The organism is Streptomyces apocyni (assembly GCF_009739465.1).
Classification (GTDB): Bacteria; Actinomycetota; Actinomycetes; order Streptomycetales; family Streptomycetaceae; genus Streptomyces; species Streptomyces apocyni.
In genome coordinates, this window is the sequence record NZ_WHOM01000065.1 from 176,029 (window position 1) to 194,314 (window position 18,286).

Below are 18,286 nucleotides of genomic sequence, written 5' to 3' on the forward strand. Positions count from 1 at the left end.
GGGCTACGGGCTAGGAGCAGACCTTGCCGCTCTCGGGGATCTTGTGGTCCAGGAGGTAGCCCTCGATCGTGTCGTTCACGCAGAGGTTGCTGCCGTACGCGCCGTGTCCCTCGCCCTCGTGGGTGAGGTGGATGCCGACGCCGTCGCCGAGCGCGGTGGCCATCGTCTTGGACCCCTCGAACGGCGTGGCCGAGTCGCCCGTCGTGCCGACCACCAGGATCGGGGCGGCGCCTGGCGCGCTCACCGGGGTGGTGTCGTGTTCGCCTTCGACCGGCCACTTGTGGCACCAGCCCGCCGTGTCCCAGCCCAGGAAGGGGCCGAAGACCGGAGAGATCTTCTGGAACTCGGGCAGCAGCTTCCTGGCCTCGGCAGGTGTGGGGCGCTGCCGGGTGTCGGAGCAGGAGATGGCGCGCTGGGAGTGCTGCGCGGTGCTGTAACGGCCCGCGGGATCGCGGTCGTTGTACTGGTCGGCCAGGTCGAGCAGGCCGCTGCCGTCTCCCTTGCGGGCCGCGTACAGGGCCTTGGTCAGTGTCGGCCAGAAGTGCTCGGAGTACAGCGCCTGGACGATGCCGGTGGTGGCGAGGTTCTCGTTCAGCTCGCGGTCGCCTGAGGCCCGCAGCGGCTCGCGGTCGATCCGGGACAGCAGGTCGGCGAGCTCGCGGGTGCCGGTCCTGGGGTCGGCGCCGGTGGACTTCAGGTAGTTGTCCAGGGCCCGTTGGAAGCCCCGGGTCTGGTGCTTGGCGTGGCCGATCATGTCCGCGTCCGGGTCGACCACCGCGTCCAGGACCAGACGGCCAACGTTCTTCGGGAACAGGTGGGCGTAGACGCCGCCCAGTTGGGTGCCGTACGAGAAGCCGAAGTAGTGCAGCTTCTTGTCGCCGAGCACCTGGCGCATCAGGTCCATGTCGCGCGCCGCGTCGCTGGTGCGGACGTGCGGCAGGACGTCACCGGAGTCGCGCGCGCAGCCCGCGCCGAAGTCCGCGGCGTCCTGGAAGTACGCGTCCTCCTCGGCCGGGGTGTCGGGTGTCAGGTCGACGTCGGTGTGCGCCTGCTCCGTCTCGGCGTCCGTACGGCAGCGCACGCCCTGGCTGGCGGCTACCCCGCGCGGGTCGAAACTCACCAGGTCGTAGCGGGTGTTGAGCTTCGTGTAGGCGGGTCCGAACGACGGCAGCCGCTGGACTCCGGAGCCGCCGGGGCCGCCGAAGTTGAAGATCAGTGAGCCGATCTTGCTGGACGGCTGACTGGCCTTGGTGCGGATCAGGGCGATGTCGAGGGTCTTGCCCGCGGGCTTGTCGTAGTCGAGCGGCGCCTTCATGGTGGCGCACTCCCACTTGCTGCCCGGCTTCTCGCCGGAGGCGGGGGCCTCGCAGCGGCCCCAGTCCAGCTTCTGACCGGTGAGGGCGGCGGGCAGCGGTGAGCCGTCAGGGCCGTTCGCCGCCGGGCTGGACCGCGGGCTCTTGGCGTCGGGGGCGGCGCCGCCGCCTGTGCAGCCCGCGGCGATGACGGCCACCGTCAGCGTCGCGGCGACCGCGCGCAGGCCTCGGCCGACCGACCCGCCCACCTTGCCCGTTATATCTGCCATGAACGACTTCCCCCTCTGCCACCGGTCTGGTCATCCTACGGCGCCCGTTCTACGAGCAGACGGTCCCCGATGACGGGGTCTCGCCGTCCAGCAGATAGCCGTTCACGGCCTTCTGCACGCACGCGTTGCCACTGTCGTAGGCGCCATGTCCCTCGCCCTTGTACGTCAGCTCGACGCCGACGCCCTCACCCAGCGCCTCGACCATCCTCTTCGCGCCCGCGTACGGAGTGGCCGGGTCACCCGTGTTCCCGATGACCAGGATCGGGGCCGATCCCCCGGCGCTCACGTCCGGGTGGTCGGCGGCGCCCTCCACCGGCCAGTCGCGGCAGCCGAGCATGCCCCACGCCAGGTAGTCACCGAAGATCGGCGAGGCCTCGCGGAACTCGGGCAGCTTCGCCTTCACATCGGCCACGCTGTACCTGGGCTTGGCGTCCGCGCAGTTGATGGCCGTGTTGGCCGCCTGGATGTTGCTGTAGGTGCCGTCGGGGTTGCGGCCGTTCATGGCGTCGGAGAGCGACATCAGGATCTGGCCGCTGCCCGCGTAGGCCTCCAGGAGCCCCTCCGTCAGGTACTCCCAGAAGTCTTGCGAGTACAGCGACTGGGCGATTCCACCGGTGGCCGCGGTCTGGGTGAGCTCGCGCTCACCACTGCCGGGCAGCGGGTTGGCGTCGAGGTCCCGCAGCAGCTCGGCGATGCGGTCCTGCACCTCTTGGGGCGTGTCGCCGACCGGGCAGTCCTCGACCTTCGATGTGCAGTCCTTCGCGTAGTTCTCCAGTGCGAGCTGGAAGCCCTTGGCCTGGCCGAGTGAGCCCTCCTCGGGCGTCAGAGTGGGGTCGACGACCGCGTCGAACACGGCGCGCCCGACCTTCTCGGGGAACAGGCGGGCGTAGACGCCGCCCAGTTCGGTGCCGTACGAGATGCCGAAGTAGTGCAGTGCGTCGTCGCCCAGTACCTGGCGCAGCAGCTCCAGGTCGCGGGCCGCGTCGGTGGTGCGGACGTGCGGCAGCACCTCGCCGGAGTTCTGCTCACAGGCCGCGCCGAACGTCTGTGTGATCTCGACGAGCGTCCTCTCCTCGGCGGGGGTGTCCGGTGTGGAGTCCTCCTGGTTCAGCTCGTCGAGGCGCTCTTCGTCCTCGCACGTCACCGGGGCGCTGCGACCGACCCCGCGCGGGTCGAAGCTGACCAGGTCATAGCGGGTACGCAGGGTTTCGTAGCCCTCGGCGAAGGCGGGCAGTGTGGCCACGCCCGAGCCGCCCGGGCCGCCGAAGTTGAAGATCAGGGACCCGATGCGGTTCTGCTCGCCGACCGCCTCAGCGCGGATCAGGGCGATGCCGATCGTGTCACCCTCGGGCTCGTCCCAGTCCAGCGGCGCCTTCATGGTGGCGCACTGCCACTCGCCCCCGTCCGGGAGCGGCGACGGGGCTTCCCCGCCGCCCTGCGCGGAGTCCGGGTCCGGGCAGGACTTCCACGACAGGTTCTGGGTCGGCAGGTCCGTGGGCTGGTCATCGCCGCAGGCGGTGAGGGTGGTGGCGGCGAGCGCCAGCAGGAGTGCCATGCCCAGTACGGCGGTTCGCGGGCGGTTCGCGGGTGGGGGCGGGGTCGGCATGGGTCCATCCTGCGGGCGGCCTGTGCGGGGCGCGCGGGGCCGCGGCCGTAAGGGTTACGTCCCGGCCTGGGAGCCTGCCTCTGAACGCCAGGCCTACAGGCCCACCAGGGTGACCTCGGTGGCCTTCACGCTCACCCATACGTCGACGCCCTCGGCGAGGCCCAGTTCCGCGGCAGCCCCGGGGGTCACCTCCGCCACGACCTCCGGAACCGCGTCGACCAGTACGCGCAGCCGTCCCCCGTGGGCGGCCAGTTCACGGACCACGCCCGGCCAGACGTTGCGCGGGCTGCCCGAGGGGCGTTCGCGGTGGAGTGAGACCGCCTCGGGGCCGACCACCCCCATCGCGGGCGTCCCATCGGAGAGCGCGTGGTCGGCGAAGACCAGGCGGCCGCCGCCGGTGAGCTCCAGGTGGTCCGCCTGTACGGTGCCCGGCCAGGCGTTGCGGCCCAGCATGCGGGCCACCCAGGGGGAGCCGGGGTGCCGGGCGACCTCGGCGGTCTCGGCGTACTGCACGCAGCGTCCCTCCTCCAGTACGAGGACGTGGTCGGCCAGCGCCACCGCCTCCACCGGGTCGTGGGTGACGATCAGGCAGACCCCGTCGAACCCGCTCAGATGCGCGCGCAGCGCGTGCCGTACCCGGGCCCGGGTCGTCTGGTCGAGCGCGGCCAGCGGTTCGTCCAGGAGGAGCAGGCGCGGTCGGGCGGCCAGGGCGCGGGCCAGGGCGACGCGACCCGCCTGGCCGCCGGAGAGTTCGCCCGGCTTGCGGTGCGCGAGGTGGCCGACGCCGAGCCGGTCGAGCCACCGCTGTGCCGCTACGCGCGCGTGGTGCTTGGGCACACCCTGGGCGCGCGGTCCGTACGCGGTGTTGGCGAGCGCGGTGAGGTGCGGGAACAGTGCGCCGTCCTGCGGCACCCAGGCGATGCCGCGGCGGTGTACGGGCAGGCCGTCGACCGTGAGGGCGCCGAGTCGCAGCGGGTGAGCGTCGGCGCGTGGGGTGAGGCCGAGGAGGGCGCGCAGCAGGGTGGACTTTCCGGCGCCGTTGGGGCCGACGACGGCGATGGTGGTGCCGGGGGCGGCGGTCAGGGACACCTGCGTAGAGCCGGTGACGTCGGCGGTGAGCGGCCAGCCCGCGTCGGTGGCACCGGCTGCGTCGTCCGGGTGCCCCGACGGGGCCTGGGTGTCGGGGGATTCGAGGAACTCGTCGGCGCCCGCGTTCGTTTCTCCGTTCGTACGGGGCGTGGCGCCCGCCCCGGCGCCAGCCGCTGCTCCGCCGCCGAGCCAGCGTCCTCGCAGAGCCAGCAGTACCGCCGTAGCGACCACCAGCAGCAGAAGGGAGACCGCCACCGCGCCGTCCGGGTCGTTCTGCAACAGCAGATACACCTGGAGCGGCAGCGTCTGGGTCGTGCCGGGCAGGTTCCCGGCAAAGGTGATCGTCGCGCCGAACTCCCCGAGCGCGCGCGCCCAGCACAGCGCCGCGCCCGCGATCAGGCCGGGCGCGATCATCGGCACGGTCACCGTGAAGAACGTCCGCAGGGGAGACGCGCCCAGGGACAGCGCCGTCTCCTCGTACCGCTCGTGGAGTGAGGCGAGCGCCCCCTCCAGGCTGATCACCAGGAACGGCATCGACACAAAGGCGGACGCGACGACCGCACCTGCCGTCGAGAACGGCAGCGTGATCCCCAGGTCCGCCAGCCACGGGCCGAGCAGACCCCGCCGCCCGTACCCCTCGAGCAGCGCCACACCGGCCACCGTCGGCGGCAGCACCATCGGCAGCATCACCAGGACCCGGATCAGCGCCTTGCCCGGAAACTCCACCCGGGCCAGCAGCCACGCCAGCGGCACCCCGAGCACCAGCGAGAGGAGCAGCGCCCAGCCGGACACCACCAGCGAGAGACCCAGCGCCTCGGTCACCTCGGGCGCGGTCAGCCGCTCGGGCAGCGACTGCCAGGGGGCTCCGGCGAGCACGCCCGCGAGCGGCAGGAGCAGGAAGGCGACCGCGAGCACGCCCGGCAGCGCCAGCGCCAGGGGGGCCTGGCGGCGCGGCCTTCCGGACGACCGGGGCCGCCGGGGGCCGGTCCGTGTACGGGTGTCGGTCCGTGACGGGGTCATGGCGCCTGGAACCCCGCGTCACGCAGCAGCCGCCGCGCCGTGTCGGACGACAGCCACCGCACGAATTCACCCGCTGCCTCGTCGTTCCGGGAGCTGGTGAGGGTGGCCGCCGGGTAGGAGGCGATCGCGTTCTGGTCGTCCGGGATGCTCACGGTGGAGATCGTGTCGCCAGCGGAGGCCGCGTCGGTGGCGTACACGATCCCGGCGTCGGCCTCGCCGAGCTCCACCTTGCTCAGCACGGCGCGGACGCTCGGCTCCTGGGACACGGGCTTCACCTGCGCGCCCCGCGCGTCGAGAATCTGCTGGCTGTAGCGGCCGACGGGCACCTCGGGCGCCGCCAGGACGACCTTCAGGCCGCTCCTGGCCAGGTCAGCGAGGCCGGTGACGCGCTCCGGGTTGCCCGGGGCGGTGGCGATGGTGAGCCGGTTCTTGGCGATCACGGTCGGCGGGCCCGTCTCGGACCTCAGTCCGTCCATGGTCGCGGTGTCGGCGGTGACCAGCGCGTCCGCGGGCACCCCCTGGCGGACCTGTGCGGCCAGCTCCTGCGAGCCCGCGAAGGAGAACGCCACGCGAGTGCCCGGGTGGTCCTTCTCGTACGCCGCTCCCGCCGTCTTGAACACGTCCGTGAGCGAGGCCGCAGCGAGCACGGTCAGTTTCCCGTCCTGGCCGTCGCCGGTGTTCTGCTGGCCGCCGCAGGCGGCGAGCGGCAGCAGCAGGGCGGCGGCCAGGGCGGCGGAGGCGGAGGCGGCGGTGGTGCGGCGCATGGGGGCTTCCTCGCTCGGATTTCCTGGTTCAGACGCGGTCGATGTGGACGTTTGTCGACTTCACCCGGGCCACCGCCTCCATCCCGACCTCAAGCCCAAGCTCTTCCACGGCCTCCCGGGTCAGCAGCGAGACCAGCCGGTGCGGACCGGCCTGGATCTCCACCTGCGCGGCGACATCGCCCAGCCGCACGCCCGTGATGATCCCCGGGAAGGCGTTGCGCGCCGAGGTGTACGGCTCGTCGTTGCCGTCGTCGGCTGCCTGCCGCGCGAGCGTGACGGCGTACGCGGCCAGGTCCGGTCCGTCGATCAGCCGTCGGCCGGAGTCGTCCCTGCGGGTGGGAATCCGCTCGGCGTCGGCCCAGCGCCGGACGGTGTCCGGACTGACGCCGAGGAGGCGAGCCGCCTGCTGCGTGGTGTAGGACCGCATGTGCGGCAATGTAGGCAGGTGTGCCTCGCATCTGCAAGGAAGACTGGGTGATGCTCCTGGCAGCTGCGGTGCCCATCGTACGAAGCCACCAGGCGTACCCGGCGTGCACCTGCCCCACTTCGGAGCGCGCCCTTCCGTTAGAGCGCGTCAGTCCCTAGAGCGCGCCCTTACGCGTCAGATGGTTGAAGAACAGCCACCCCGGCAGCACCGGCAGCCACAGCGTCAACAGCCGGAACAGCAGCACCGCGGGCGCCGCGACCTCCTTGGGCAGCCCGACCGCGATCAGACCGAACGTCAGCGTCGCCTCAACCGCGCCCACACCGCCGGGTGTCGGCGCCGCCGATCCCAGCGCGTTGCCCGCGAGGAACACCACGGCGACGCTGGCGAGGCTGACCGAGGCGGCGCCCTCGGGCGAGAACGCCTTGATCGACGCGTGCAGGCACATCACGAACAGGCTGGTCAGCAGCAGCATCCCGCCGATCCCGGCCAGCAGCTTCTGCGGCCGCTGGAATACGTCGAGCATGCGCGGCACCACACCGGCGAACAGCGACCGTACGCGCGTGGCCACGAACTTCCGCAGGAACGGAATCGCGGTCACCACCAGCACCAGCACCGCCGCCGTCAGCAGCCCGGCGATCACCGTGCGGGACGGCGCGAAGTCCGGGGTCTTCTCCACCCCGGTGAGATAGCCGAAGGTCAGCAGCAGCACGATGTGCGAGCCGAGCCCGAAGAGCTGCGAGGCGCCGACACTCGCCACCGCGAGCCCGGAGCGCACCCCGGACCGCTGCAGAAAGCGCGTGTTCAGCGCGACGCCGCCGACCGCGGCCGGTGCCACGATCTTGACGAACGACCCGGCGACCTGCGCGGACACCGTCCGCAGGAACGACACCCGCTCCGGCACGAACCCCAGCAGGCTGGTCGCCGCCGCGAAGTAGGTCAGCGCCGAGAACAACGCGGCGGCCGCCACCCAGCCCCACTTGGCCTGGGCGAACAGCTCGCCGAAGTCGATGTCCGTCAGCTGGGTGAGCAGGAAGTACGCGCCGAACGCACCGGCGATGAAACTGATCAGCGTGCGCGGCTTGATCCGCTCCAGCCGGGCGGGCTCGACCGGAGCCTGCGGCTTGATCCGCAGCACCTCGTGGCGGATCTGGGTGAGCAGATCCTCCTCGCGGGCCTCGCTGAGCGCCGCCTCCATCGCCCGTTTCTCGAGCGCCTTCTCCGCCTTCAGGGCCTTACGATCGAGCGTGCCGTGCTCGCCGTGGCGCGCCTTCTTCGCTCGGTCCGTCGCCTCGAGGACCGCCTCACGCTCACGCTGCGCCCGCTCGCGCCCCAGCCTGCGCAGCGTGGAGCGGGTGTGCCGGGACAGGGCGAGAGGCTGTAGCAGCGGCATACAGTCGGCGATCGTGTCCGGGCCGAGCACCTCAAGCGCCGCGTCGGCCGCGCGCTCCGCCCCCGTACGCAGCCCGAAGGTGGTCAGCAGCTGGGCGATGTCCATCCGCAGCAGCAGGTCACCCGCGGCGATCTCGCCGCCGCGCAGATCGGTGATGATGACCTTGCCGGAACGATCCACCAGGATCGCGTCGCCCTCCAGCCTGCGGTGCGCGATACGCCGTGACTGGAGCGCCTTCACCTGCCGCCAGGTGTCGCGCATCAGCCCGTCGGTGATCTCGTCGTCGCCGAGCTGGTCGAGGGAGCGGCCGCCGAGGTGCTCGTAGACCAGCATCACCGCGTCCGGGCCCAGCTCGGAGGTCGCGATCAGCTTGGGCGCGTTGGCACCGGCCGCGATCGCCGCGTAGGCGAGGAGTGCCTCCTGCTCCAGGGCCTGGCGCAGGGACTGCAGGCTGCGCCGGGTGGTGATGCCGCGCAGCGTGACGCGGCGCCACACCCGGTAGAAGAATCCCTGGGCCTGCTGCTCCCGGTCCACCACCGTGATGTCCAGGGGTGGACCGTCCTCCAGGGTCACGAAGTACCGTCTGCCCCGGTCGCCGAGGTCGGGCGCGTGCGGCAGGTCCTCGGCGCGTACCGCGCTGATCGGGTGGAAGCCGACGTGCCGCAGCCCGGCCAGCAGGTGCTGGCCGGTGGGCCGGACATTGGGGGAGCCGACCGCGTACATCGTCCCGTAGGCGACGGTCCAGCCGATCAGCACCGTGAGGATGATCGAGAACGGTGTGGTGTAGCCGACGATCAGCATCGACACCGCGTCCAGCAGCAGCACCGTCCACAGCAGCACCCGCCAGCGCGGCCTGCGGGCCATGCCGACGGCCGTCATATAGGCGATGACGGGCGCGAGGTAGCCGTGCACCGGTGCGGTCAGGTCGCCTATGGCGCCGGTCGGTGACTGGCGGGTCAGGGCGTCCTGGATCGCGTCCGGAGCGCCCTGGGTCACCCACAGGTCGGTGGCGAGCGTCACGCCGTGCGCGAGGACCGCCGCCAGCACGCCGTCGGCGATGCGCAGCCCGTCGCGTTTGATCAGCCGCTCGATGGCGAAGGCGACCGGGACCAGCAGTACGGCGATGCTGGAGGCCAGCCCGGCGAACTTGCTCAGCAGGTCGGGAGCCCGCCCGGTCCCCTTGGTGATGTCCTCTTCGAGGCCCGCGGCGGTGCCGTGCGCGAACCCGGCGATGGCCAGCACCAGGGCGATCCCGAGGAGGCCGACGAGCATCCGCATCAGGTCGGACGGTCGGTGGACGCGTGCGGGCAGCAGGGGCTCGTCGCGCTCTAGCTGGTCGATGCGGGCTTCGGGTTCGCCCCGTTCCCCTTGGTCGTCGCGGTCGTCGCGGTGGTCGCGGTGGTCGCAGTCGTCGCGGTCCGGGCGCGGCAGAGCCTCAGGGGTGCGCTCGCTGTCGCGAGACGGCTCGCCCTGAGTCCGCTCTGTCTCTTCTTGCTTTCGTATCACCAGTCACCGCCCGCACGATGGTGGCACGACCCGTCGTGGGACGTGGCCTCGAGGGGGCGTTCGTGGGCCCTGATGTGCTGCTGGCCACACTGTCGGAATACTGATGAGGCTACGGAAGGATAAGTCGGATGAGCGAGCAGCGCCCGTCGGAACCGCCAGAGCTGCCGGAGTACGCGGAGCGGGTCCTGGAGGTCGCGGAGCTGATCCCGGCCGGGCGCGTCATGACGTACGGAGATATCGCCGAGTGGCTCGGCGCGGGCGGCCCGCGCCAGGTGGGGCGTGTGATGGCGCTCTACGGCGGGGCCGTGCCGTGGTGGCGCGTGGTCCGGGCGGACGGCGTACCGCTGCCCAGCCACGAGGTGCGCGCCCTGGAGCGGTACCGCGCCGAGGCCACCCCGCTGCGGACCACGGGCGACGGCGGGCACCGCATCGACATGCGCCGGGCGCGCTGGGACGGCGCGGGTGGCGGTGACGGCGGCGGGGCGCCCGACGGCGGGGCGGACGGCTGCGAGGCAGACGACGGCGGGGCGGACGGCGGCGGGCAGGTTCACACCTGACAGCTTCCGCCATCCCGACCCCGTACGGGCGATCGGTGGCCCGTCCGGGCGAACTGGCGAAGGCGGCCGAAGCGCCGCATCCCACCCCCCGACTGGCGTAGCGTCGAGCCCGGCGGTCACTCCACCGCCGCCCCGCACACCGGACGCCCCGCGCCCCACGGTCACCAGGCCGCCACCGCGCGCGGGGCCGCTCCGCACCCCGTACACCCACCAGGACCGGCGAACCACAGTGAGCTCCTCTTCTTCCACTCGGCGCCTGCCGCACCCCTCCGCACGGCAGGGGAGCCCCAGCGCGTACCGACTGGTGCGCACACCGCCGATCCAGGCGGGCCCCCCTCGTCTGGACGCGGGTCAGCGGGCTGTGGTTGACCATGTGGACGGCCCGCTGCTGGTGCTGGCCGGTCCGGGAACGGGGAAGACCACCACGCTGGTGGAGGCCGTGGCCGCGCGGATTGCCAAGGGTACGGACCCGGAGCGTGTGCTGGTGCTGACTTTCAGCCGCAAGGCCGCGGCCGAGCTGCGGGATCGGATGGCGCTGCGGATCGGGGCGGCGTCCGCTCCGCAGGCGACCACGTTTCACTCGTTCTGCTACGCGCTGGTCCGTGCGCACCAGGACGCCGATCTGTTCAGGGAGCCGCTCCGCCTCCTCTCGGGCCCGGAGCAGGACGTCGTCGTACGTGAGCTGCTGGCCGGTGAGGTGGAGCTGGCGAAAGACGGCCACGCGCGCGTGCGGTGGCCTGACGAGCTGCGGGCGTGCCTGACGACGCGCGGGTTCGCGGACGAGGTGCGCGCGGTGCTGGCGCGCAGCCGTGAGCTGGGGCTCGGCCCCGGGGCGCTGGCCGACTTCGCCCGCCGTATCGGACGCCCGGACTGGGACGCGGCCGCGGCCTTCCTCGCCGAGTACCTGGACGTGCTCGACGCGCAGGGCGTACTCGACTACGCGGAGCTGGTCCACCGCGCGGTGCTGCTGGCCCGCCGCGCCGAGGTCGCCGCGCAGCTGACCGCCCGCTATGACGCGGTGTACGTCGACGAGTACCAGGACACCGACCCGTCCCAGGTGCGGTTGCTGCACGCGCTGACCGGCCTCGCGCCGGGCGGCCGGGCGACGCGGTCCAGCGGGCGGACCCTGGTCGCGTTCGGCGATCCGGACCAGTCGATCTACGCGTTCCGTGGCGCCGATGTGAACGGCATCCTGGAGTTCCCCGACGCCTTCCGCCGCGCGGACGGGAGCCCGGCGCCGGTCGAGGTCCTGACCACGTCGCGCCGCGCGGGCGCGGGGCTGCTGGCCGCGACCCGCCTGGTCACGCGCCGGATGCCGATGACCCGGCTGCCCGCGGAGCGGGTCCGCCGCCACCGTGAGCTGACCCCGGTCAGGGACGGCGGCACGGTGGAGGTCTACACGTACCCCACCCCCGGCACCGAACTCGACAACATCGCGGACATCGTCCGCCGGGCCCACCTCGAGGACGGCGTCCCCTGGCGCGACATGGCCGTCCTGGTCCGCGCGGGCGGCCGCACCATCCCAGCGGTCCGCCGCGCCCTCACCGCGGCGGGCGTCCCCCTGGACATCGACGGCGACGACCTTCCCCTGCGCCACGAGCCAGCGGTCGCCCCCCTCCTGACGGCCCTCCGCGCAGCCGCCACCGCCACCGCTACCGCCGCCACTGCCACGGCGACAGCCACCGCCACCGCCGCAGCCCCAGAACCCGCCCCGGAGGCTGCCGGGTCATGGCTGGATACCGAGACCGCTCTCGCGTTGCTTGGCTCTCCGCTCGCCGGGCTGGACGCCGCTGACCTGCGTCGGCTGGGGCGGGCGCTGCGCGAGGAGGAGCGGGCCGCCGGGAATCGTCTGCCGCCGCCGTCCGACGAACTGCTCACGCGGGCGGTCGCCGAGCCGGAGCGGCTGACCGCGCACGATCCCACCTACGCGCGCGGCGCGCAGCGCCTCGGCGAACTGCTCCGCGGGGCCCGCGAGCTGCTCGCCGCGGGCGGCACGGCGGAAGAGGCCCTGTGGGAGCTGTGGAACGGCACCCCCTGGCCAAACCGCCTACAGCGCGCCGCACACCGCGGCGGCGCGGCGGGGCGCAACGCCGACCGCGACCTCGACGCGGTGTGCGCCCTGTTCGCGACCGCGGCGCGCGCGGAGGAGCGCACCGGTGGCCGTGGCGCCCTCAACTTCCTCGAGGAGGTCGAGGCGCAGGACATCGCCGCCGACACCCTCACCCAGCGCGCCGTACGCCCTGACGGCGTACGCCTGATGACCGCACACCGCGCCAAGGGCCTGCAATGGCGCGTCGTGGTCGTCGCGGGCGTCCAGGAGGGCCTGTGGCCGGACCTCAGACGCCGCGGCTCGCTCCTCGAAGCGGACCGGATCGGCCGCGACGGTCTCGCCGAGCCGCTCACCCCCGGCGCGCTGCTCGCCGAGGAGCGCCGCCTGTTCTACGTCGCCGCCACACGCGCGCGTGAGCGCCTGGTCGTCACCGCCGTCAAGGCCCCGGCGGACGACGGCGACCAGCCCTCACGCTTCCTCACCGAACTTGGCGTCACCCCGAAGGACGTCACGGCCCGCCCCCGCCGCCCGCTGTCCGTCGCCGCGCTCGTCGCCGAGCTACGCGCCACCACCGTCGACCCCCGGGTCTCCGGCCCCCTGCGCGAGGCCGCCGCGCGGCGCCTCGCCCGGCTGGCCGCGCTCAGCGACGACGAGGGCCGCCCCCTCGTGCCGTCCGCGCACCCGTACCGCTGGTGGGGCATGTACGAGCCGACGCACAGCGAGATCCCGCTACGGGACAGGGACCGGCCCGTCGCACTCTCCGGCAGCGCCCTGGACCAGCTCGCCAACACCTGCTCCCTCCAGTGGTTCCTCGGCCGCGAGGTCAAGGCGGACGCCCCGGCGACCGCCGCCCAGGGCTTCGGCAACGTCGTCCACGTACTGGCCGACGAGGTCGCGTCCGGCCGTACCCCCGCCGACCTCGCCGTCCTCATGGAGCGGCTGGACTCGGTCTGGGACGCGCTCGCCTTCGACGCCCCCTGGAAGTCGGCTCAGGAGAAAGACCACGCGCGCGTGGCGCTTGAACGCTTCCTCCAGTGGCATGTGAGCGACCGCGCGGGCCGCACCCCGCTCGCCAGCGAGCGGGACTTCGATGTGACCCTTGGCGCGGGCCCGTACGAGGTACGGGTGCGCGGCTCCATGGACCGTGTGGAGACCGACGCCGAGGGCCGCGCCTACGTGGTCGACTTCAAGACCGGCAAGCACGCGCCCACCGCCGCCGACGTCGCCCGCCACCCCCAGCTCGCCGTCTACCAGCTGGCCGTCCGTGAGGGCGCGCTCGACGAGTCCTTCGACGGTCTGCGCCCGCCGCCCGGCGGCGCCGAACTGGTGCAGCTGCGCCAGGCCGCGGCCAAACGCGACGGCGGCGACACCCTGCCGAAGGTGCAGGCCCAGGAGCCGCTGTCCGGCGACTGGGTCGGCGAGCTGCTCGCCACAGCGGCGGGCAAGGTGCTCGACGAACGCTTCACCCCGGCCACCGGCCAGCACTGCACCCACTGCGCCTTCCGTGCCTCGTGCAGCGCCCGGCCGGAGGGCCGCCACATCGTCGAGTAACCCGGACGGGGGGTGCCGGATGGGGTGACCCCACACCGGGTGATCCCGTTCACACGGAGACGGGGGAGCCGGGCCCGGGGTCCGGAACCCCCGTAAAGTGCCCGAGGTTCGCGAAGACAACCGACAGACGAACACGACCGACGAACACGACCGACGTATCGGCTAGGAGAAACACATGGCAGCCCACCGGAAGTACCTGGCGGCGGCGGTGGTCTGCGCGGCCGCGCTCGTCGGCGTCACCGGCTGCGCGAGCGACGACGCCAAGGACGCGTTCGACGGCAAGAGCGCCGACGCCATCGCCAAGGAGGCCAGCGAGGCCACCAGCGGAGCCAAGTCCCTCAAGATCGACATCAACGCGACCGAGAACGGCAAGCAGAGCAAGGTCAGCTACGAGGTCGCCGCGTCGGGCGTCTGCAAGGGCACCATGGACATGGCGGACGTCGGCAAGGTCGAGCTGATCGCCGTGGACAAGGCGTCCTACACCAGGGGCGGCGATGCCTACCGCGAGCGCGTCCTGGGGGGCGACAAGGAGGCCGCCAAGAAGTCCGAGGGCAAGTGGCTGAAGGCCCCCGACGAGCAGGCCAAGGCCACCTGCGACCTGGACGCCATGTTCAAGGCATCCGACCTGAAGGGCGCCGAACGCGGCGACGACTCCGAGGTCAACGGCAAGAAGACGGCCACCCTCGTCAAGGACGGGGCCAGCGGCGAGAAGGTCACATACCACGTCGCGACCGAGGGCGATCCGTACTTCGTACGGATCGACAGCAAGAGCGCCACCGGGCCGACCACGCTGACGATCTCCGACTTCGGAAAGAAGTTCCAGGTCACCGCCCCACCGGCGGACCAGATCTCAGAACTGAAGGACCTCATCAAGGGCTCCTGACCCAGGACGTCACAGCGGTCACCGGCATCCGGCGAGCCCCGGTTGTCAGTGGCCGCCGCTAGCCTCTCTGGGGTGTCCGTACGTATCACCGACCCCGAGCAGCTCAAAGAGCTCCTCGGTATCCCGTTCACCCCGGAGCAGACGGCCTGCATCACCGCGCCGCCCGCCCCGCAGGTCATCGTGGCCGGAGCCGGGTCCGGCAAGACCACGGTGATGGCCGCGCGCGTGGTGTGGCTGGTCGGCACGGGACAGGTCGCGCCCGAGCAGGTGCTCGGGCTGACCTTCACCAACAAGGCGGCGGGCGAGCTCGCCGAGCGCGTACGGACCGCGCTGGTCAAGGCCGGGGTCACCGACCCGGACGCCATCGACCCCGACCACCCCCCGGGTGAGCCGGTCATCTCCACGTACCACTCCTTCGCGGGCCGCCTGCTCACCGACCACGGCCTGCGCATCGGCCTGGAGCCGACGGTCCGGCTGCTCGCCGACGCCACCCGCTTCCAGCTCGCCGCGCGCGTCCTGCGCGAGGCGCCCGGGCCGTACCCGTCGCTGACCCGTTCCTTCGCCGACCTGGTCAGCGACCTCCTCGCGCTGGACGGCGAGCTCGCCGAGCACCTCACGAGCCCCGAGCGACTGCGCGCGTACGACACCGAGCTCCTCGCCGCCCTGGACGGCGTCAAGCTCGGCAACGCCGACCTGCGCAAGGTCCCCGAAGCCGCCGCCGCCCGCCTGGAGCTCGCCGAGCTCACCGGCCGGTACCGCGCGGCGAAGCGCGCCGACGACCGGCTCGACTTCGGCGACCAGATCGCCCTCTCCGCGACCCTGGCCCGCACCCGGCCCGAGGTCGGACGGATTCTGCGGGACGAGTTCCGGGTCGTCCTCCTGGACGAGTACCAGGACACCTCCGTCGCCCAGCGCATCCTGCTCGCCTCCCTGTTCGGCGGCGACACCGGCCATGCGGTGACCGCCGTGGGCGACCCCTGCCAGGCGATCTACGGCTGGCGCGGCGCGTCCGTCGCCAACCTGGACGACTTCCCCGAGCACTTCGCGCACGCCGACGGCCGCCCCGCCGACCGGTACGCACTCAGCGAGAACCGCCGCAGCGGCGGCCGTCTGCTCGACCTGGCCAACGGTATGGCGGCCCCGCTGCGCGCCCTGCACGAGGGCGTCGAGGCGCTGCGCCCGGCACCCGGCGAGGAGCAGGCGGGCGTCGTGCGCTGCGCCCTGCTGCGCACCCACGCCGAAGAGCTCGACTGGCTCGCGGACTCCATCGCCCACCTGGTGGCCACGGGCACGGCACCTGGCGAGATCGCCGTCCTGTGCCGCACGGCGACCGACTTCGCACAGATTCAGGGGGCACTGGTCGCCCGCGACATCCCGGTCGAGGTGGTCGGCCTGTCCGGGCTGCTGCACCTCCCGGAGGTCGCCGACCTCGTCGCCGTCTGCGAGGTGCTCCAGGACCCCGGGGCGAACGCCGCGCTGGTACGGCTGCTGACCGGCCCGCGCTGGCGCATCGGCCCGCGTGACCTCGCGCTGCTGGGGCGGCGCGCCCGGCTGCTCGTGCGGCACGCGCGCGTAGACGCCGATGACGCCCCCGAGGCCGAGCGGGACCGCCGTCTGGCCGAGGCGGTCGAAGGCGTCGACCCGTCCGAGATCATCTCGCTCGCCGATGCCCTGGACACGTTCCTGGACGGTGCGGGCGGCGGCGGGAGTGGCGGGGGGAGCGGCGGTGGCAGCGCTGACGATCTGCCGTTCTCGCCCGACGCGCGCGTACGGTTCGCGCGCCTCGCCGCCGAGCTGCGTGACCTGCGTCGCTCCCTGGCCGATCCGCTGATGGACGTGCTGCACCGGGTGCTGTCCGTCACCGGCCTGGAGGTCGAGCTCTCCGCGTCCCCGCACGCGCTCGCCGCCCGCCGCCGTGAGACCCTCGGCAACTTCCTGGACGTCGCCGCGTCCTTCGCCGCGCAGGACGCCCAGGCCTCACTGCTGGCGTTCCTGGCCTTCCTGCGCACCGCGGCCCAGTACGAGAAGGGCCTGGACAACTCCCTGCCCGGCGGTGAGAACACCGTCAAGGTGCTCACCGCCCACAAGGCCAAGGGCCTGGAGTGGGACGTCGTGGTGGTCCCCGGCCTGGTCACCGGGACCTTCCCCAGCAGCCAGGGCCGCGAGAAGTGGACCGCCCAGGCGAAGGTCCTGCCGCACGCGCTGCGCGGCGACGCGGCCACCCTGCCCGATGTCGAGGCCTGGGACAGCAAGGGCCTGAAGGCCTTCCACGAGGCGATGAAGGACCACCAGCGCACCGAGGAACTCCGGCTCGGCTATGTGACCTTCACCCGCCCCCGCTCGCTCCTCCTGGGCTCCGGCCACTGGTGGGGCCCCTCCCAGAAGAAGCCCCGCGGCCCCTCGGACTTCCTCCTCGCCCTGTACGACCACTGCGTGGCGGGCCACGGCGAGATCGAGGCTTGGTCCGACGCGCCCGCCGACGACGAGGAGAACCCCGCCCTGCGCGAGGCCGCCACGGACCACGCCTGGCCGCTCCCGCTGGACGCCGCGTCCCTGGCACGCCGTCGCGCGGCGGGGGCCGCCGTACTGGCCCACCTGGACCGCCTCCCGGCCCCCGGAACCGAGCCCGCCCGTGTGGCACCTGGGACGGAGCCCGAGCCCGCCGGTTCGACCACCCACGACCAGGCGCACCCCGCGACGCACGGCGCCTCCGCCGCGCAGGCGTCGCCGACGCGCGCGCCCTCGGGCGCCGCGGGTCCGGCGCCCGTCGACGACGCGTACGACCCCGACTGGCCACCGCCGCCAGACGACGAGGACCCGTACGACGAGGACCCGTACGGGGAGCCCCCCTACGCAACCGAACACACCACGGCCGACGACCCCACCGCCTGGGACACCTACTCCCCACACCGCCCCCACCGCGTACCGTCCCCCGCAACTCCCACCGGTGACGCGGCCACCCCCGTCGCCCCCGTGCCCGGCGCTCGCCTCGCCGAGGCCCCCGCCGACGACCCCACGAGCGACGACCCCATGGCAGACGACCCCATGGCAGACGACCCCATGGGCGAAGGCCTCAACCCGGAAGAGCTCCGTACCGTGGACTCCTGGGACCGTGACTTGGAGGCGCTCGCCGCCGAGCTGCACCGCTCCCGTGAGGCGGTGCGTGAAGTGCACCTGCCACCAGCCCTCACCGCGTCGCAGGTCCTCCACCTCGCCGCCGACCCCGACGACTTCGCGCGCGAGCTGGCCCGGCCCATGCCCAAGCCACCGCGCTCCGGGGCTCGCCGGGGCACCCGGTTCCATGCCTGGGTGGAGTCCCGCTTCGAGGCGCTGGAACTCCCGATGCTCGACCCCGACGAGCTTCCGGGCAGCACGGCCGACGCGGCTGACGCGGCCGAGATCGCCGACGAGCGCGACCTCGAAGCCCTCAAGGAGGCCTTCGAGCGCACCCCGTACGCCCACCGCACCCCGCACCGCGTCGAGGCGCCCTTCCAGCTGGCGATCGCGGGCCGCGTCATCCGGGGCCGTATCGACGCGGTCTACCGCGAGGAGGCCGCCGCCGAGCACGCCGCCGACCACGCGACCGACCACGGGGACGAGCCCGGCCGCGTCGTGTACGAGATCGTCGACTGGAAGACAGGTCCCGCGCACACAGCCGACCCCCTCCAGCTGGCGATCTACCGGCTGGCCTGGGCCGAACAGCACGGCCTGCCCCCGCAGGCGGTCCGGGCCGCGTTCGTCCACGTACGCAGCGGCGAGACCGTACGCCCAGCGGACCTGCCGGATCGCGCGGGACTCGAACGCATCTTGCTGGCTGAACCGGGCGCCGAGCCACCCCCGGCCTCCGGTTAGGCTCAAGGC

At 73.0% G+C, this 18,286-nt stretch carries 10 protein-coding genes; 4 read left to right on the plus strand and 6 right to left on the minus strand.

Going from position 1 to position 18,286, the window contains the following annotated elements:
• Positions 1–10 precede the first annotated feature (10 nt).
• From GCN81_RS19765 to GCN81_RS19790, 6 genes are all read right to left on the minus strand, one after another.
• Positions 11–1,582, minus strand: a complete 1,572-nt coding sequence (locus GCN81_RS19765) for an alpha/beta hydrolase (protein WP_156725936.1) — start codon at positions 1,580–1,582, stop codon at positions 11–13.
• A 49-nt stretch (positions 1,583–1,631) separates the two neighbouring features.
• Positions 1,632–3,188 (minus strand): alpha/beta hydrolase, encoded by a 1,557-nt coding sequence (locus GCN81_RS19770; protein WP_156725937.1) that lies wholly within the window; start codon positions 3,186–3,188, stop codon positions 1,632–1,634.
• 93 nt (positions 3,189–3,281) lie between these two features.
• The gene (locus tag GCN81_RS19775) at positions 3,282–5,297 is read right to left on the minus strand and encodes an ABC transporter permease (RefSeq protein WP_156725938.1); all 2,016 of its coding nucleotides are present in this window, start codon (positions 5,295–5,297) and stop codon (positions 3,282–3,284) included.
• Positions 5,294–6,061 carry a molybdate ABC transporter substrate-binding protein gene (gene modA, locus GCN81_RS19780; RefSeq protein ID WP_156725939.1) on the minus strand — a complete coding sequence of 256 codons (768 nt, stop codon included), beginning with the start codon at positions 6,059–6,061 and terminating at the stop codon, positions 5,294–5,296. Before modA ends, GCN81_RS19775 begins: the two co-directional genes overlap by 4 nt.
• A gap of 28 nt (positions 6,062–6,089) precedes the next feature.
• Positions 6,090–6,488, minus strand: coding sequence for a TOBE domain-containing protein (locus tag GCN81_RS19785; protein ID WP_156725940.1), 399 nt, complete (start codon positions 6,486–6,488; stop codon positions 6,090–6,092).
• Between the two features lie 154 nt (positions 6,489–6,642).
• Positions 6,643–9,384: a lysylphosphatidylglycerol synthase transmembrane domain-containing protein gene (locus GCN81_RS19790; RefSeq protein WP_156725941.1), complete on the minus strand. Its 2,742-nt coding sequence runs from the start codon at positions 9,382–9,384 to the stop codon at positions 6,643–6,645.
• Between the two features lie 128 nt (positions 9,385–9,512).
• Here GCN81_RS19790 and GCN81_RS19795 point away from each other — a divergent pair, with 128 nt between their 5' ends.
• The 4 genes from GCN81_RS19795 (at position 9,513) to GCN81_RS19810 (ending at position 18,277) form a co-directional block, all read left to right on the plus strand.
• Complete coding sequence (locus GCN81_RS19795) at positions 9,513–9,941, plus strand: MGMT family protein (RefSeq protein WP_156725942.1); 429 nt, start codon at positions 9,513–9,515, stop codon at positions 9,939–9,941.
• 229 nt (positions 9,942–10,170) lie between these two features.
• Positions 10,171–13,542 carry an ATP-dependent helicase gene (locus GCN81_RS19800; protein ID WP_156725943.1) on the plus strand — a complete coding sequence of 1,124 codons (3,372 nt, stop codon included), beginning with the start codon at positions 10,171–10,173 and terminating at the stop codon, positions 13,540–13,542.
• 175 nt (positions 13,543–13,717) lie between these two features.
• Positions 13,718–14,425, plus strand: coding sequence for a hypothetical protein (locus GCN81_RS19805; RefSeq protein ID WP_156725944.1), 708 nt, complete (start codon positions 13,718–13,720; stop codon positions 14,423–14,425).
• Between the two features lie 72 nt (positions 14,426–14,497).
• Positions 14,498–18,277: a UvrD-helicase domain-containing protein gene (locus tag GCN81_RS19810; protein ID WP_156725945.1), complete on the plus strand. Its 3,780-nt coding sequence runs from the start codon at positions 14,498–14,500 to the stop codon at positions 18,275–18,277.
• Positions 18,278–18,286: the final 9 nt, after the last annotated feature.

What these genes read in the sequence shown, in the direction of transcription:
- GCN81_RS19770 (WP_156725937.1), bottom strand. Translation starts at nt 3,188, where the DNA reads ATGCCGACCCCGCCCCCACCCGCGAACCGCCCGCGAACCGCCGTACTG.
- modA (WP_156725939.1), bottom strand. Translation starts at nt 6,061, where the DNA reads ATGCGCCGCACCACCGCCGCCTCCGCCTCCGCCGCCCTGGCCGCCGCC.
- GCN81_RS19775 (WP_156725938.1), bottom strand. Translation starts at nt 5,297, where the DNA reads ATGACCCCGTCACGGACCGACACCCGTACACGGACCGGCCCCCGGCGG.
- GCN81_RS19795 (WP_156725942.1), top strand. Translation starts at nt 9,513, where the DNA reads ATGAGCGAGCAGCGCCCGTCGGAACCGCCAGAGCTGCCGGAGTACGCG.
- GCN81_RS19765 (WP_156725936.1), bottom strand. Translation starts at nt 1,582, where the DNA reads ATGGCAGATATAACGGGCAAGGTGGGCGGGTCGGTCGGCCGAGGCCTG.
- GCN81_RS19805 (WP_156725944.1), top strand. Translation starts at nt 13,718, where the DNA reads ATGGCAGCCCACCGGAAGTACCTGGCGGCGGCGGTGGTCTGCGCGGCC.
- GCN81_RS19785 (WP_156725940.1), bottom strand. Translation starts at nt 6,488, where the DNA reads ATGCGGTCCTACACCACGCAGCAGGCGGCTCGCCTCCTCGGCGTCAGT.